Source organism: Streptomyces rishiriensis (assembly GCF_003112535.1).
GTDB classification, from domain to species: Bacteria; Actinomycetota; Actinomycetes; order Streptomycetales; family Streptomycetaceae; genus Streptomyces; species Streptomyces rishiriensis.
Genome location: NZ_BEWA01000007.1, coordinates 330,859 through 343,791, shown reverse-complemented (window position 1 = coordinate 343,791; position 12,933 = coordinate 330,859). Strand labels below are relative to the sequence as shown.

Annotated in this window: 12 protein-coding genes, 1 tRNA gene and 7 pseudogenes; 10 read left to right on the top strand and 10 right to left on the bottom strand. The window is 69.9% G+C overall.

The features are described from left to right. Nucleotides 1–31: 31 nt before the first annotated feature. Complete coding sequence (locus Sri02f_RS14260) at nt 32–472, top strand: M48 family metalloprotease (RefSeq protein ID WP_307721038.1); 441 nt, start codon at nt 32–34, stop codon at nt 470–472. Nucleotides 473–717: 245 nt separating this feature from the next. On the opposite strand, the pseudogene Sri02f_RS42775 reads toward Sri02f_RS14260, so the two are convergent. Further along, nucleotides 718–1,055, bottom strand: a pseudogene (locus Sri02f_RS42775) (GNAT family N-acetyltransferase); the annotation flags it as partial. 4 nt (nt 1,056–1,059) lie between these two features. Here Sri02f_RS42775 and Sri02f_RS42770 point away from each other — a divergent pair. Beyond that, a pseudogene (locus Sri02f_RS42770) lies at nt 1,060–1,194 on the top strand (urea ABC transporter permease subunit UrtC); the annotation flags it as partial. A gap of 260 nt (nt 1,195–1,454) precedes the next feature. Continuing rightward, the gene (locus Sri02f_RS14245; RefSeq protein WP_109001521.1) at nt 1,455–2,096 is read left to right on the top strand and encodes a superoxide dismutase; all 642 of its coding nucleotides are present in this window, start codon (nt 1,455–1,457) and stop codon (nt 2,094–2,096) included. 141 nt (nt 2,097–2,237) lie between these two features. On the opposite strand, the pseudogene Sri02f_RS14240 reads toward Sri02f_RS14245, so the two are convergent. The 4 genes and pseudogenes from Sri02f_RS14240 to Sri02f_RS14225 all read right to left on the bottom strand — a co-directional run. Next, nucleotides 2,238–2,522, bottom strand: a pseudogene (locus tag Sri02f_RS14240) (oligopeptide/dipeptide ABC transporter ATP-binding protein); the annotation flags it as partial. A 195-nt stretch (nt 2,523–2,717) separates the two neighbouring features. Continuing rightward, a complete protein-coding gene (locus tag Sri02f_RS14235) occupies nt 2,718–3,143 on the bottom strand; it encodes a hypothetical protein (protein WP_109001520.1) in 426 nt (141 codons plus the stop codon). A 41-nt stretch (nt 3,144–3,184) separates the two neighbouring features. Continuing rightward, nucleotides 3,185–3,280, bottom strand: a pseudogene (locus tag Sri02f_RS14230) (IS481 family transposase); the annotation flags it as partial. Between the two features lie 148 nt (nt 3,281–3,428). Next, complete coding sequence (locus Sri02f_RS14225) at nt 3,429–4,289, bottom strand: SDR family oxidoreductase (protein ID WP_109001519.1); 861 nt, start codon at nt 4,287–4,289, stop codon at nt 3,429–3,431. A gap of 89 nt (nt 4,290–4,378) precedes the next feature. Here Sri02f_RS14225 and Sri02f_RS14220 point away from each other — a divergent pair, with 89 nt between their 5' ends. Continuing rightward, nucleotides 4,379–5,107 (top strand): TetR/AcrR family transcriptional regulator, encoded by a 729-nt coding sequence (locus tag Sri02f_RS14220; protein WP_109001518.1) that lies wholly within the window; start codon nt 4,379–4,381, stop codon nt 5,105–5,107. A 303-nt stretch (nt 5,108–5,410) separates the two neighbouring features. Here the strand turns inward: Sri02f_RS14220 and Sri02f_RS42765 are convergent, their stop codons facing one another. Continuing rightward, a complete protein-coding gene (locus tag Sri02f_RS42765) occupies nt 5,411–5,626 on the bottom strand; it encodes a S1 RNA-binding domain-containing protein (protein WP_245970630.1) in 216 nt (71 codons plus the stop codon). Nucleotides 5,627–5,822: 196 nt separating this feature from the next. On the opposite strand from Sri02f_RS42765, the pseudogene Sri02f_RS14210 reads away from it, so the two are divergent. Further along, nucleotides 5,823–6,088, top strand: a pseudogene (locus Sri02f_RS14210) (response regulator transcription factor); the annotation flags it as partial. Here Sri02f_RS14210 and Sri02f_RS14205 read toward each other — a convergent pair. Continuing rightward, the gene (locus Sri02f_RS14205) at nt 6,058–6,741 is read right to left on the bottom strand and encodes a DedA family protein (RefSeq protein ID WP_109001516.1); all 684 of its coding nucleotides are present in this window, start codon (nt 6,739–6,741) and stop codon (nt 6,058–6,060) included. The pseudogene Sri02f_RS14210 and the gene Sri02f_RS14205 sit on opposite strands and share 31 nt — an antisense overlap. After that, nucleotides 6,738–7,469, bottom strand: coding sequence for a class I SAM-dependent methyltransferase (locus tag Sri02f_RS14200; RefSeq protein WP_109001515.1), 732 nt, complete (start codon nt 7,467–7,469; stop codon nt 6,738–6,740). Before Sri02f_RS14200 ends, Sri02f_RS14205 begins: the two co-directional genes overlap by 4 nt. A 132-nt stretch (nt 7,470–7,601) precedes the next feature. On the opposite strand from Sri02f_RS14200, the gene Sri02f_RS14195 reads away from it, so the two are divergent. Together Sri02f_RS14195 and Sri02f_RS14190 are read left to right on the top strand one after the other, a co-directional pair. Next, nucleotides 7,602–8,747: a sensor histidine kinase gene (locus tag Sri02f_RS14195; RefSeq protein WP_109001548.1), complete on the top strand. Its 1,146-nt coding sequence runs from the start codon at nt 7,602–7,604 to the stop codon at nt 8,745–8,747. Then, complete coding sequence (locus Sri02f_RS14190) at nt 8,744–9,394, top strand: response regulator (protein WP_109001514.1); 651 nt, start codon at nt 8,744–8,746, stop codon at nt 9,392–9,394. Before Sri02f_RS14195 ends, Sri02f_RS14190 begins: the two co-directional genes overlap by 4 nt. Before the next feature lie 13 nt (nt 9,395–9,407). On the opposite strand, the pseudogene Sri02f_RS14185 reads toward Sri02f_RS14190, so the two are convergent. Continuing rightward, nucleotides 9,408–9,879 (bottom strand): annotated as a pseudogene (locus tag Sri02f_RS14185) (aldo/keto reductase); the annotation flags it as partial. Between the two features lie 220 nt (nt 9,880–10,099). Here Sri02f_RS14185 and Sri02f_RS41220 point away from each other — a divergent pair. Next, nucleotides 10,100–10,176: transfer RNA gene (locus Sri02f_RS41220), tRNA-Met, on the top strand. A 513-nt stretch (nt 10,177–10,689) separates the two neighbouring features. Here Sri02f_RS41220 and Sri02f_RS14180 read toward each other — a convergent pair. Then, a pseudogene (locus Sri02f_RS14180) lies at nt 10,690–10,887 on the bottom strand (sulfite exporter TauE/SafE family protein); the annotation flags it as partial. Between the two features lie 105 nt (nt 10,888–10,992). Here Sri02f_RS14180 and Sri02f_RS14175 point away from each other — a divergent pair. Both Sri02f_RS14175 and Sri02f_RS14170 read left to right on the top strand, forming a co-directional pair. Then, nucleotides 10,993–12,201 carry a sensor histidine kinase gene (locus tag Sri02f_RS14175; protein ID WP_109001513.1) on the top strand — a complete coding sequence of 403 codons (1,209 nt, stop codon included), beginning with the start codon at nt 10,993–10,995 and terminating at the stop codon, nt 12,199–12,201. A gap of 2 nt (nt 12,202–12,203) precedes the next feature. Then, nucleotides 12,204–12,899 (top strand): response regulator transcription factor, encoded by a 696-nt coding sequence (locus Sri02f_RS14170; protein ID WP_109001512.1) that lies wholly within the window; start codon nt 12,204–12,206, stop codon nt 12,897–12,899. Nucleotides 12,900–12,933 lie beyond the last annotated feature (34 nt).

The following is a 12,933-nucleotide window of genomic DNA, read 5'->3' as shown; positions in this document are numbered from 1 at the left end:
CTTCTAGATCCTGTGGCGGCTCACGGCGGCCATGAACCCACTGCTGCGGCCGCTGGCCGTCGCGGGCGGCTTCGTCCTGGAGCGGTGGGCCGACGAGGAGGCCGCGCAGCGCGTCGGCGACCGCAAGATCGTCGCGCATGCCGTCGGGCGCGCCGCGCTGGCATCCGGCGGTGCCTCATTCCCGACCGCACTGGCCGCGACCGGCGGTGCGGTGCCGCAGCGGGTGCGGGCCCTGCCGGCCCCGCCGCCCCCGCGCCGGAGCCTGCCCCTGGTCGCGGGCGGGCTCCTGCTCGCCGTGGGCTGCGCGAGCCTCGCCAACGCCGCATCCGACAGCGATCAGATGGTGGACAGCGCGCAGTGCGCGGCGTATGCCGCTACGGCGAGCGCACCGTCGGCCGGAGAACACCGGCACGGGCCCGACTTCTGCTTCGTGGACCAGGATCGCCGGGAACTTCAGGAGCATCGCCCGTAGCGGGTCGGCCCTGCCTGTCGCTGCACGTACTCAGGCCGCGCGGTCCGCGGCGGGGGGAGACTCGACGAGGGGTTCGTTGGTCAGGCGGTTCTGGTGGCGCCGCCGGGCGGCTGTCTGCTCGGCCTGCGGTCCCCTTCTGAGGGGGCACCCTGAGACGACCCGTCGGAGCCTGTGCGCGAGGGAAAGAGAATCCGCTGTGCGCGGGTTCGAGTCGCGTCTCGTGAGTGGCGCGACGATTCAGCGGTCTACAAGGGCTGGGGCGCCGGAGAGCGGGCCGGGTGGCGGGGCCCGAGGAAGCCGGCGATGCCCTTGGCGTGGGGGGATGGGTTGCCTGGGTCCAGCCCTGGCGGCGGTAGAAGGACATGGCCCGCCCTGACCGGACGGAGGCGAGCAGCCATGAGCGGCCGTCCGGGGCGTCCGCGGTGACCGCTTCCAGCAGGTCGCCGGCCGGGCCCGTGCCGTGGGCGGCCGGACGGACGGCGAGCTCGTCGATCTCGCGGGCGCCGACCAGCCGGTCCATGGTGTGGTCGGGGCCGAGGCCGGCGGCGGCCTGGGGGTAGCAGCGGTCGGTGGGGAAGGGGGAGGGGGGTGGTTCAGGCGGTGGCGAAGCCTCGCTGGTGGGGGCGGTGCTCGGCGCGATCGCCGTGGCCTGGGCGCGGAGCACGCTCTCGGACGAATTTCCCGCCGTGTGGACGTACCTGCAGGGCCTGTTGTTCGTCGTGGGCCACTATCTGAAGGCGCCCCGTCGTGCAGCGCAGCCCGTGCCGCCGCAGCAGATCACGGGGTTCCGGCAGCCCTGTCATGCCGTCACGAGCCGTCTGCGCGCCGCCGCTCACCCCGCTGCCCCGTTCGAAGTGCCGAATCCTGCGCCCACCGCGACACGGCTCATGGTCCTAGGACCAACGCCTGATCGGCAGAGCACCTCTCTTGCTGTTAGTGTGCAGTTGCACATAGCTGGCAATAACGTCGGAGGACGTTGGACATGGCGGTTTACACGCTCCCGGAGCTTCCGTACGACTACGCGGCGCTCGAACCGGTCATCAACCCGCAGATCGTCGAGCTGCACCACGACAAGCACCACGCGGCGTACGTGAAAGGCGCGAACGACACCCTGGAGCAGCTGGCGGAGGCCCGCGACAAGGAGCAGTGGGGCTCGATCAACGGCCTGGAGAAGAACCTGGCCTTCCACCTCTCCGGCCACATCCTGCACAGCATCTACTGGCACAACATGACCGGCGACGGCGGCGGTGAGCCCCTCGCGGCGGACGGCGTCGGCGACCTCGCGGACGCGATCGCCGAGTCCTTCGGCTCGTTCGCCGGCTTCAAGGCCCAGCTGACCAAGGCGTCCGCGACGACGCAGGGTTCCGGCTGGGGCGTCCTCGCCTACGAGCCGCTCAGCGGCCGGCTGATCGTCGAGCAGGTCTACGACCACCAGGGCAACGTCGGCCAGGGATCGACGCCGATCCTCGTCTTCGACGCCTGGGAGCACGCCTTCTACCTTCAGTACAAGAACCAGAAGGTCGACTTCATCGACGCGATGTGGGCCGTCGTCAACTGGCAGGACGTGGCCCGGCGTTACGCCGCGGCCAAGGAACGCGGCGACAGCCTGCTGCTCGCGCCGTGAGCGCAGGGGGCGCCGTGACGCCGTAACCGCGTCCGCGTCGCCACAGACGTCCTGCTCGTGATCGTCTTCTCAACCTTCACTGGCAGGCGGCACAACAGAGGGCTCCCGCAAGGACGTGACTTGCGGGAGCCCTTCTGCCGTTCAAGCGCGGAGGTCCTCCTGCACGTACGGGTGGTGGCATGCGACAGCCTCCGTCATCCCGGGCAGCGCAACGCACGCTTCGGTTACCCGGTCGCAGCGGGCGGCGAAGGCGCAGCCGTCGGGCAGGTCGCCGAGTTCCGGGGGCATGCCGGGGATGGGGGAGAAGGCGCGGTCGGGGAGGGCCTGGAGGAGACCTCGGCTGTACGGGGGGCGGGGGCCGGGGGAGCCGAAGAACGCCTGCGCGTCGGCGAGTTCGACGATCCGGCCGGCGTACATCACGGCGACACACGCCGGTGCGAGGACCGTCGCCGGAACGAGCGGGCGACCTGGCCAGGCAGGCGGCGACGGACAGGCCGCCCACCCGGCACAACTCGTTACGCTTCGGCAACCGGCGCACTCACAAGGTCACTTCGACTGCGACTTCGCCCTGCAGCTGAGGACGATGCCGGAGATCCGCAGCAAAGCTCGCAGCGAACTGTCCTACGATATGACGATCTCTTGGAATTGGAACGTGACACTTCCACCGCCGTAGCGGATGGCCTGCGCATTGCGGAAGTTGTACTGCTTGATCGTTCTGTTCTGGGAATCAAGCACCGCAATGCTGAAGTTCTTGCGTCGGCTCGAAAGAATGAAGTCGGTGAAGGCCTGGCTATGGGCCGCCCCTCGCACCAGGGTCACCGTGTTCCCGGTCATGCCCGAGACCACCAAGATGAACTCGACGCAGGTGTTGTCGAGGTACACCGCGAAGTTGTGGCTGGTGAGAGTGTCTCTGCACGGGGCGGCGGCAGCCGCAGAGGTGGTGGGGGCGGCTGCCGCGTCGGCGCTGCCGCAGAAGACGCTGAGGGTCAGCAGCGCCGTGGCGGTCGCACCGGCCACAAGCAAGCGACGGTTGATCGAGCTGGTCATTACAGGGTCCTCACGGTCGAGAGTGCAACGGAGCGCCTGGTTTCTTCGGCGACGTGGGCGATCGGCCTGCCGGCGCGGACCCGGTCGACGAGGAGTCGTCTGCCGTGGATGGTCAGCCGGGCATGGGGGTGGGGCACGGGGAACCTCTGGGATGGTGCGGAATCTGACGCGGACTGAATTTGTGCCCGAGGCCGCCGATCTGGTGATCCACGTCCTCGGGCGACAGAGGGCGAGCCTTTCGTGGGCGGAGAGTCAGGCCGGGGCCGTCTGTGCGCGCCACTGGATCTATTCGGCCCAGGCATGCTCCAACTGGGTACGGAAGGTGGCGGGCTTTCGGCCGATCAGCTCACCCAGCGTCGAGTCGACAGCGGTGAACTCGCCATTCCGCGCCGCGGCGAAGATGCTCAGCATCAGGTCGGCGATCGGGGCCGGGGCGCCGTGCGCCAGGGCCTGCTCCCGGAAGACGTCGTCGGGGACGACGGTGCGGGTGAAGGGCCGTCCGGTGGTCTGGGACGCGCTCTCGGCGATGGTGTCGAAGTCGAGCGCCGCCGGGCCTGTGAGTGGCGGGGTGGACCCCTCGAAGCGGGCCTCCTCGGCGAGTATCACCGCGGTGGCCTCGGCGAGGTCGTCGTGGCCGGTCCAGGCGACAGGGCCGTCGGCGGGGAGGGCGATGTCGCCGGTGTGGCGGGCGGACTCCAGGAACTGCAGGGCGCTGGAGGCGTAGAAGCCGTTGCGCAGCGCGGTCCAGGGCAGGCCGGTGGCGCGCAGCAGGTCCTCGGTCTGGGCGTGGTCGCGGCATGCCTGGAACCGGGAGTCGTGGGCGGCGCCCATCTGGCTGGTGTAGAGGATGCGGCCGACGCCGGCCTTCACGGCGGCGTCGATGGCGGCGCGGTGGCCGGTGACGCACTCCTGGCCGGTGCGGTCGAGGGAGACGAGGAGCAGTTGTTCGGCGCCCTCGAAGGAGTGCACGAGCGAGGCGGGGTCGTCGAAGCTGCCCTGCCGGACGCGTACGCCGCGGTCGGCGAGGTCCTTGGCCTTGCGGGGGTCGCGGACGCTGACGCCGACGCGGTCGGCGGGGACACGGTCCAGGAGGTGCTCGACGGTGGCGCGGCCGAGCTTTCCGGTGGCTCCGGTCACGATGATCATTGGGTTCTCCCGACAGTATTTCCAGTGGAATCATCTCAACGGTAACACTGGAAATACCGGTGGAACCAGATCCCTGGTACCATCGGTTCGTGGCAACGCGCGACTCCACCGACAGCCTTCGGCGCCGCATCGTCGAGGCGGCCGTCGAGCTGCTGGAGAACGGCGGCCCCGACGCGGCGAGCACCCGAGCGGTCGCCGCCGCGGCCGGAGTGCAGCCGCCGGCGATCTACCGCCTCTTCGGCGACAAGGACGGGCTCCTCGAGGCCGTCGCCGAGCACGGCTACGCGCAGTTCCTGGAGAGAAAGCGCGCGCAGCTCGACCCCGCTCCGCAGGACCCGGTGGAGGAGCTGCGCCGCGGCTGGGACATGGTGGTCGAGTTCGGGGTCCGTCGCCCCGAGTTGTTCGCGGTGATGAACAGGGCCACCGGCCGGGGATCGGACGCAGCACACCACGCGGGCCTGGAGATCCTCCATGGGCGGGTGCGTCGGCTGGCGGCCGGGGGGTGGCTGCGGGTCGACGAGGAGCTGGCCGCCCAGATCATCCAGGCCACCGGCCAGGGCGCGGTCACCACCTGGCACTCCACCCCCGCGGACCGCCGCAATCCGGCGCTGTTGGCCGTCCTGCGCGAGTCCATGGTCGCGGCCGTCACCCGCGCCGAGCCGGCGGTCCCCGCCGCGGAGTCCGGTCCCGCCGCAGCGGCCCGCGCGCTGCGCGCCGCTCTCCCCGACGACGCCGGTGTCCTGAGCGACGCCGAGCAGCGCCTGCTGCGTGAGTGGCTCACGCGCCTGGCGGCGGACGGTGGCGCGCCGCATGCCTGATCGCGCTCAGTCGCCCTCGTGCAGGTGAACCTTCCGAGGAGAGATCGTGCGATGAAGCGGTGTCCACCGGACGAGACAGTGGGCGACCACACGGCTCCGGTGGCTCCCCCTTGCCCATAACGCGCCTCCAGCCTTGATCACGCCTCCGCCACCCACTGTTGACAACGCTCGTGGTCGATACACCTGGGTCCACCGGGTTGAAGCGGGGTCTTCCTTGCGCCGAGCGGGCGCTCAGATGCTCAGGAACGCTGGTGCGAGGACCGTCGCGGGAACGTGCGGGAGCCACGAGTGGTCGGAGGAGCTTTATCGTCGGGAGAGAACCAGCCTGCGTCGCTCCCGGTCGATTTCTGTGACGACGACCGTGACCTCGTCGCCGGCCTGGACGACATCTGACGGACTTTCCACAGGCGCCGATGCGAGCTCTCGCAGGTGGACCAGTCCCTCGATCCCGTCGGCGACCTGGACGAAGACGCCGAACGGAATCAGTTCGGTGACCCGTCCGTGCAGTTTCTGCCCCACCGCGGTGCGGTCGGCGAATGTGTGGAAGGGGTCCGGCTGTGTCGCCCGCAAGGACAGTCTGGCCTCCAGGTTCCATGGGTCGAACTGGAGGAACTCGGCTGAGACGCGGACAAGTTGTCCATGATCACGTAGATCGGTGCACCGTCGGGCCGGGCGGCGCGGATCGCCTTCAGCGCGGTCAGCGTGTTCGCGGCACCGCAAGCTCATCGACGCCTTCGGCAGCCGTCTGCCGGGTTCCCACCCGAACGGCAACGGCAGCTGGGCCGCCTCACCAACCGCGAACGCGAGGTGCTCACCGCCGTCGCGGCCGGCTGGAGCAACACCGAGATCGCCGAACGCTTCTCCCTCGCCGAATCCACCGTCAAGTCGCACGTGAGCAGCATCCTCACCAAGATCGGGGTCCGGGACCGGGTCCAAGCCGTGATCTTCGCCTACGACACCGGCTTTGTCAGACCCGCCTGAACGTGGCCGGTGGGCGTTGTCCCAGGCTCGGGCGCCGGTTCCCGGGCTTCATCAGACAGCGGACGGCGCTTCCTTCGCCACAGCAGCACGCCCCCGATCACCATCAGCGCGGCCAGGGCGAGGGCAGGGCCGCCCAGGGTGAGGACGCGCTGGAGAGAGGTCGCGGCGGCGTATCCGACACCTGCTTCCGCGGTGGCCCACACACCGGCGGCGACGACGCTGTACGGGGCGATGCGGCGGTAGGGCAGGCGGGTGACGCCCGCGAGGTGCGGGGCGAGGGTGCGCACCACCGGCAGGAAGCGGGCCAGGAAGACCGCTCGGCCGCCGTGGCGCGTCATCAGCGTGTCGGCCTGGTGCCAGGCGGCGCCCGGTATCCGACGGCCCATGGGGCCTTGGCGCAGCCGGTCACCGAGGAACCTGCCGGTGCGGTGGGCGAGGAAGTCCCCCACCACCACGGCTCCGGCCGCGGCAGCGATCACGAGGGGGAGGCTGATGTGGCCGGTGCGGGCCAGCGCGCCGGCGGTCAGGAGCAGGGTGAGCGTAGGGATGAACGCGCCGACGAGAAGGATCGACTCCGCCAGGACCGCGGTTGCCACCACCGCGTAGGCCGCGACCGGCGAGATATGGCCGAGGATGTCGGAGAGCACGTTCACCGACTTGCCCGGTCTGTCTCCTGCTCGAGCTGGTCCGTCTCCGCGCAGACGAGGGGGCGTTGCAGATGCCAGACGTAGGCGGGGGGAACGTTGGCCCATACCGTCCAGCGGCCCGTGGCGTAGGTGCGCTGGTAGGCAGCCATGACGTCGTCGACGGCGGCGTGGCGTCGGGCTTCGGCTCGCGATGCCGTCAGGGCACGCGCCTTGCGGGTGCCGAGGTAGGCGAAGTAGGTCAGCGTGCCGCCGGGGTGGAGCAGGTCCATGTAGCGGGCCATGATGCGCTCGACCTGCACGGGCGTGAAGTTGGTCAGGGGCAGCCCCGAGACGATCACGTCGTACCTCTGGTCGCTGTCGAGCTGCTCGACGTAGGTCTGATGCACGTTCACCTGTGCGGGCCTGGCAGCCAGGTCTGGATGCGTGGTGACGAGACGGCGCAGTCGCGCGGCGAAACGTGGGTTCGCCTCGACGAGGTCCAGGCGGCTGGCTCGGGGCAGGTCGGGTATCAGGGTGCGGGTGACCGCGCCGGTGCCGGCACCGGCCTCCAGGACCGCCAGCGGGCGGGGCGCCTGAGCCCGTACGGGATCGGTCAGAGCGCGGGCCAGGGCCTTTCCGCTGGGGGCTATGGCACCCGTGGTGCGCAGATCACGGGCTGCCTCGATCAGGAACATCCAGCCTTCGGCATTGCGCTGCGCCAGGACACGGTCGTGGGAGGTGGTCCAGTCGTTCATGGAATCGACGCTAGAAAGCAGCGACCGACATCGGATCCGCCGTTCTGCGACGGCATGCCCCTACGAAAGTAGGGGATGAACATCGCCGACCGCCGGACCGAACAGCGCACCGGTCTGCCTAGCATGGGCCAGGTGAGCAGCAGAGAAGGCCGCAGATGGGCGGTCTACGGGCGTGGCGCACTCGTGGCGTTGTGCGTACTGGCCGCCGCGTCGAACGACATCTCGTTCGACGGGCGCCACCTGGCCCCCGTCATCACCGCGGCGCTGGTGTGCGCAGTGGCCCTGCTCGTGCCCCGACTGCGCTGGCCGGTCGCGCCGCTGCTGGTCACCGTGGCCACGGCGTGGTGGGGGTGGCCGTTGCTGCCGCTGCTGGCAGTCGCCCTGTTCGACCTGGCCGTGGATCGTCGGGCGCGGGTGGCGGTGGGATGTGCCGTCGCCGCCCTGGGCGCCAATCTGCTCAGCTACCGGGCCACCTCCCTGTGGACGGCGCAGTCCTACGCGTCCACGCTGCTCCTGCCCGTGCTGGCCGTGCTCGGCGGGCTGTGGCTGGGTGGCCGGCGCCGCCTGGTCCGGGCACTGGCAGCCGACGTCGAGCACCTGCGCGTCGAGTCGCAGCTGCGTGAGGAGGCGGCCCGCATCGCGGAACGGTCCCGTATCGCCGCCGAGATGCACGACGTCCTGGCCCATCGCCTGAGCCTGATCGCGCTCCACACCGGCGTGCTGGCCACGAAGGGCGACATGCTGCCCGCACCGGTCGTCGAACGGCTCGGTCTGCTGCGCACAGCGTCCGTCGAAGCCCTCACCGATCTCCGCGACGTTCTCGGTGTGCTGCGCGACCCCGACGCCACGCCGGCTGACACCGCACTCACCCCGGTGATGAGGGACGTGGGGGAACTGGCGGACGAGGCCCGCGCCGCCGGCCAGCACGTCGAGCTGACCACCGACGGCCTTCCCGAACAGGCTCCCACCACCCACCGCCTGGCCGTGCACCGCGTCGTGCAGGAAGCACTGACCAACGCCCGCAAGCACGCAGACGGCGCTCCGGTGACGGTACGCATCGGCTACCGGCCGCCTGCCACCCTCGTCGAGGTCACCAACCCTCCTGGCGCTCCCCGCGCGGACACCGTAGGCAGCGGTTACGGACTCGTCGGCCTGCGCGAACGCGTCACCGCCCTCGGCGGCCACCTGAACGCCGGACCGGCCGGCGCGGGCGCGTGGCGCGTGACTGCCCGCATCCCCCATCCCCTCGGCATCGAGCAGAACGGCACCCCCACATGATCCGCGCCATGATCGTCGACGACGATGCCCTGGTCCGCCTCGGCCTCGCCGACCTCCTCGAAGGCGACCAGGGCATCGAGGTGGTGGCCCAGGCCGCCGACGGCCTCCAGGCCATCGAGCAGGCCACCGCCCACCGCATCGACGTCGCCCTCGTCGACGTACGCATGCCCCGCATGGACGGCATCGCCGCCACCGCCCGCCTGCGAGCCCTGCCCCACCCGCCGAAGGTGATCACCTTGACCACCTTCGACCTCGACGAATACGTCTACGACGCCCTCGCCGCCGGAGCCGACGGGTTCCTGCTCAAGGACACCGACCCCGCCGAAATACTGCGCGCCGTCCACTTGGTGGCCGCCGGCTCGGCCATGCTCCACCCCGCCGCGGCCCGCCGCCTCATCGACCGCTACCACGCCACCAACCAACCCCAGGTCACCGCGGCCCAGGCCCGACTGGAGCGGCTCACCCCCCGCGAACGCGACGTACTCGCCCTGCTCGCTCAGGGCGACACCAACGCCGACATCGCCGCCCGTCTCGCCATGCGCGAGAGCACCGTCAAGGCCCACGTGAGCCGCATCCTGACCGCGCTGGAGGTCACCAACCGCGTCCAAGCCGCCCTCGTGGCCCGCGACGCAGGCCTGGACACCTGACCCGAGCACGTTGTTACTGCCGGGTCGGCATCATGGCCGCCGGGTAGCGGGAGCCGGCCGATCCGTGCGGCAGGATCTCCTGGACGCGGGCGAGGTCCTCGGATGTGAGCGTGACCTGCGCGGCGGCCACGTTCTCTTCCAGACGCCGCGGGCTGCGGGTGCCCGGGATGGGCACGATGTCGTCGCCCTGTGCGAGCAGCCAGGCCAGCGCCAGCTGGGTGACCGCGATGCCCCTCGCGGACCGCGGCATGGTTCTTCTCGTAGTTGCCGGGCTGGCGGCGGTCGTCCTTGCTGCGCATGTCGTAGGCGGAGTATTCGTCGGCCGGCTTGACGGCGCCGGTGAGGAAGACGCGGCCCAGCGGCGAATACGGCACGAAGCCGATGCCCAGCTCCCGTACGACCGGCAGGACATCGGCCTCCACGGCTCGCTCGAACACCGAGTACTCGGTCTGGAGCACACAGACCGGGTGGACGGCGTGGGCGCGGCAGAGGCAGGGCCTCTACGCGTTGGAAGGGGAATCCGCTGCGGGCAGGTTCGAGATCCCCCTCCGAGCCGGCGCGATCGCCTGTCAGCCCCGTGCCAATTTCGCCGTGCAACGGAGTTGGGGACGCGTTGGGGACGCAAGGATAGGAACAGACTGACAAAGGCGGGGGAGCATAGACACAGTTCACCCCATCTGAACTGCAAGAACGTCACGAATCAGCGTAGAGACGCAAGGGCCGCCAAGATCCCCAATGGACTCATAATCCGTCGGCCGTGGGTTCGAGTCCCACCCGCCCCACTTGCGCAGGGTCCTGACCTGCGGAAACGTTCATTTTGTCCTGCCGGATCGTCAAATTCGCCTGAACGGACTGAATCCGCTGCGCGTGAGTTCGGCAGCGTTGCCGCCAGCGAGAGTCCGAACTGCTCTGACCTGCACAGATGCCTCGGCTCGTAACCGGAGAAGTCGCCGCAGGTGGCTTCTGTGAGTGGCTGGGCGCTTGAGTCGGGACGCTGCTAGGACGCAGGGAAACGGAAGGTGTCGCTCCGTCCGCCGCGCCGGCGTCGCCTGAGGGCGGGTAGGGGGTCGGCACCGCGCGGCGCAGTGTGGCTCCCGCTCTTCGCTGCTGGAGCTCATGGAAACTGCCCGAACTGAAAACTGTCCGGTCTGGGCGATGCGTCGCTCGGCTGCGGTCCCGCAGTCGCCCGGCGTCGTGTTGCGGATGCCGGTGTCGGGTCGAGGTGAACACCGTGTCCGGTGGCTGCCCGGCCGTGGAGGGTGCGGCAGTGGCTACGGGGGCTGAGTCGTGCGTGGTCAGCGCAGGATCTGGACCGTGTAGAGCGTGTCGATTCCGGTGGCGAGGGTGCCCAGCAGGAGCCGAAGCGCGGTCTCGGGCAGGAGCGGTTGGAGGTGGGAGCCGAGGTAGCCGCCGGCAAGGCCTCCGAGGCCGCAGGAAAGGCCCAGTGGCCAGTCGGGGGCGACGTCACCTGTGGCAGTGAGGGAGAGCAGGCTTCGCACATGCGGAGCTGTCCCCAAGTACGCGGGGGCAGCTTCCACTCGGGCCCCGTGCCGTGGCGAGACGATGCCTGATCCGGCTGTCGAAACTACGGTGATGATATGGCGGTGATCAACGGTTGGGGACGGGGAGCACGAGATCGGAGCCGCGCGTTGGACGCGTTGGGCTCAGCCGTGCTGTTTGTGCTGTCGGTCGTGGCTGCCTCGGTCCAACCGCACCAGCACCAGTTCTTGTTGCGGTGGCCCACAGTGGCTCTGGCAGCCGTCGGCTGCTCTGCGTTGGTGTGGCGCTACCGCCACCCGTTCGGCGTACTGGCTGTCACGATTGGCTGCGGGGTGGTCTTTCAACTGCTCGAGGTTCGAGACAGTCCGTTGGTGACAAGCCCGGTTCTGTTGTCTGTCTACAACGTGGCCGTACGGACCAACCGGCGTACCGCCTGGACCGTGGCAGCTGTCTCGGCTGCCTTCCTGGTCAGCGCCGCCGTGGTGGGCGCGTCGGCGTCGTGGCTGGACCCGGAGAAGGCCGCGATGCTGGCTTGGACAGCTCTGCCGGCCGCCGTCGGGGACGGGGTGCGCTCACGCCGTGCCTACGTGGCGGCCGTGGAGGAACGGGCTGAGCACGCAGAGCGCACCCGTGAGCAGGAGGCACAGCAGCGTGTGGCGGCCGAACGCGTACGCATCGCACGTGACCTGCACGACATCGTCGCGCACCACATCGCCTTGATCAACGCTCAGGCAGGCGTCGCCGTCCATCTGATGGACCAGCGACCGGAACAAATCCTCACGGCTCTGGAGGACATCCGGGACACCAGCCGCTCCGCGCTGGACGAACTACGGGTGACCGTCGATCTGCTTCGGCAGTCCGACGACCCGGTCGCGCCCCGCGAGCCGATGCCGGGCCTTGCACAGGTACCGGCCCTGCTGGCGTCGTTCGAACGCGCCGGGCTGGCCGTGAGCCACGCCTGGCGCGGCACGGCTGAACCGCTGGAGCCGGCGGCCGATCTGGCCGCGTACCGCATCGTGCAGGAGTCCCTGACCAACGTGCGCAAGCACGCCGGAGCAGACCGGGCCCGGCTGTTCCTGCACTATCAGCGTGAACGCCTGACCATCACCGTGGAGGACGACGGGTCCGCCGGACCGCAGCCTGCTCGCCCGGGGGCCGGTCACGGGCTGATCGGGATGCGTGAGCGGGCTGCCACCATCGGGGGCAGGCTGTACGCGGGGCCGCGCGCAGGGGGAGGCTTCACCGTGACCGCCGAACTGCCGCTGCGCGCCGGCTACCCCGGCCCGGAGCGTGATCGGAGAAAATAGGCATGACGATTCGTCTACTGCTTGCCGATGACCAGGCCCTGTTGCGGGGCACGTTCCGCATGCTGTTCGACGCCACGGATGACATGGAGACCGTGGCCGAGGCGTCCAACGGACGCGAGGCGGTCGAGCTGGCCGCCGCGGAGCGACCGGATGTGGTTCTGATGGACATCCGCATGCCGGAGATGGACGGCATCGAGGCGACACGTCTCATCAAGGAATCCGAAGACCTCGCAGGCGTGAGGGTGCTCGTCCTGACCACCTTCGAGGATGACGAGCACGTCTCCGAGGCCCTGCGTGCGGGTGCGAGCGGCTTTCTCGGCAAGGGCGCGCGACCCGAGGAGCTTCTCGATGCCGTCCGCACCGTCGCGGACGGCGACGCGCTGCTGTCCCCGTCGGCGACGCGAGCGTTGATCACGCGATTTCTGGCCCAGCCGGAGCCATGCCCGGCAGCCGTACATGCGCGGCTGGAGTGCTTGACGCCGCGGGAACGTGACGTGACGATTCTCGTTGCGCTGGGCCTGACCAACAACGAGATCGCCCACCGTCTGTTCGTCAGCCCGCTGACCGCCAAGACCCACATCAACCGGGCCATGACCAAGCTGGCAGTGCGTGACCGTGCCCAGCTCGTGGTCATCGCCTACCAGTGCGGGCTGGTCAGCTCGGCATCCGAACCAAGGCACCCGCAGGTGCCCGCATAGGGCGATGTTCCGCTGCTCGCCCAGGCAGTAGACC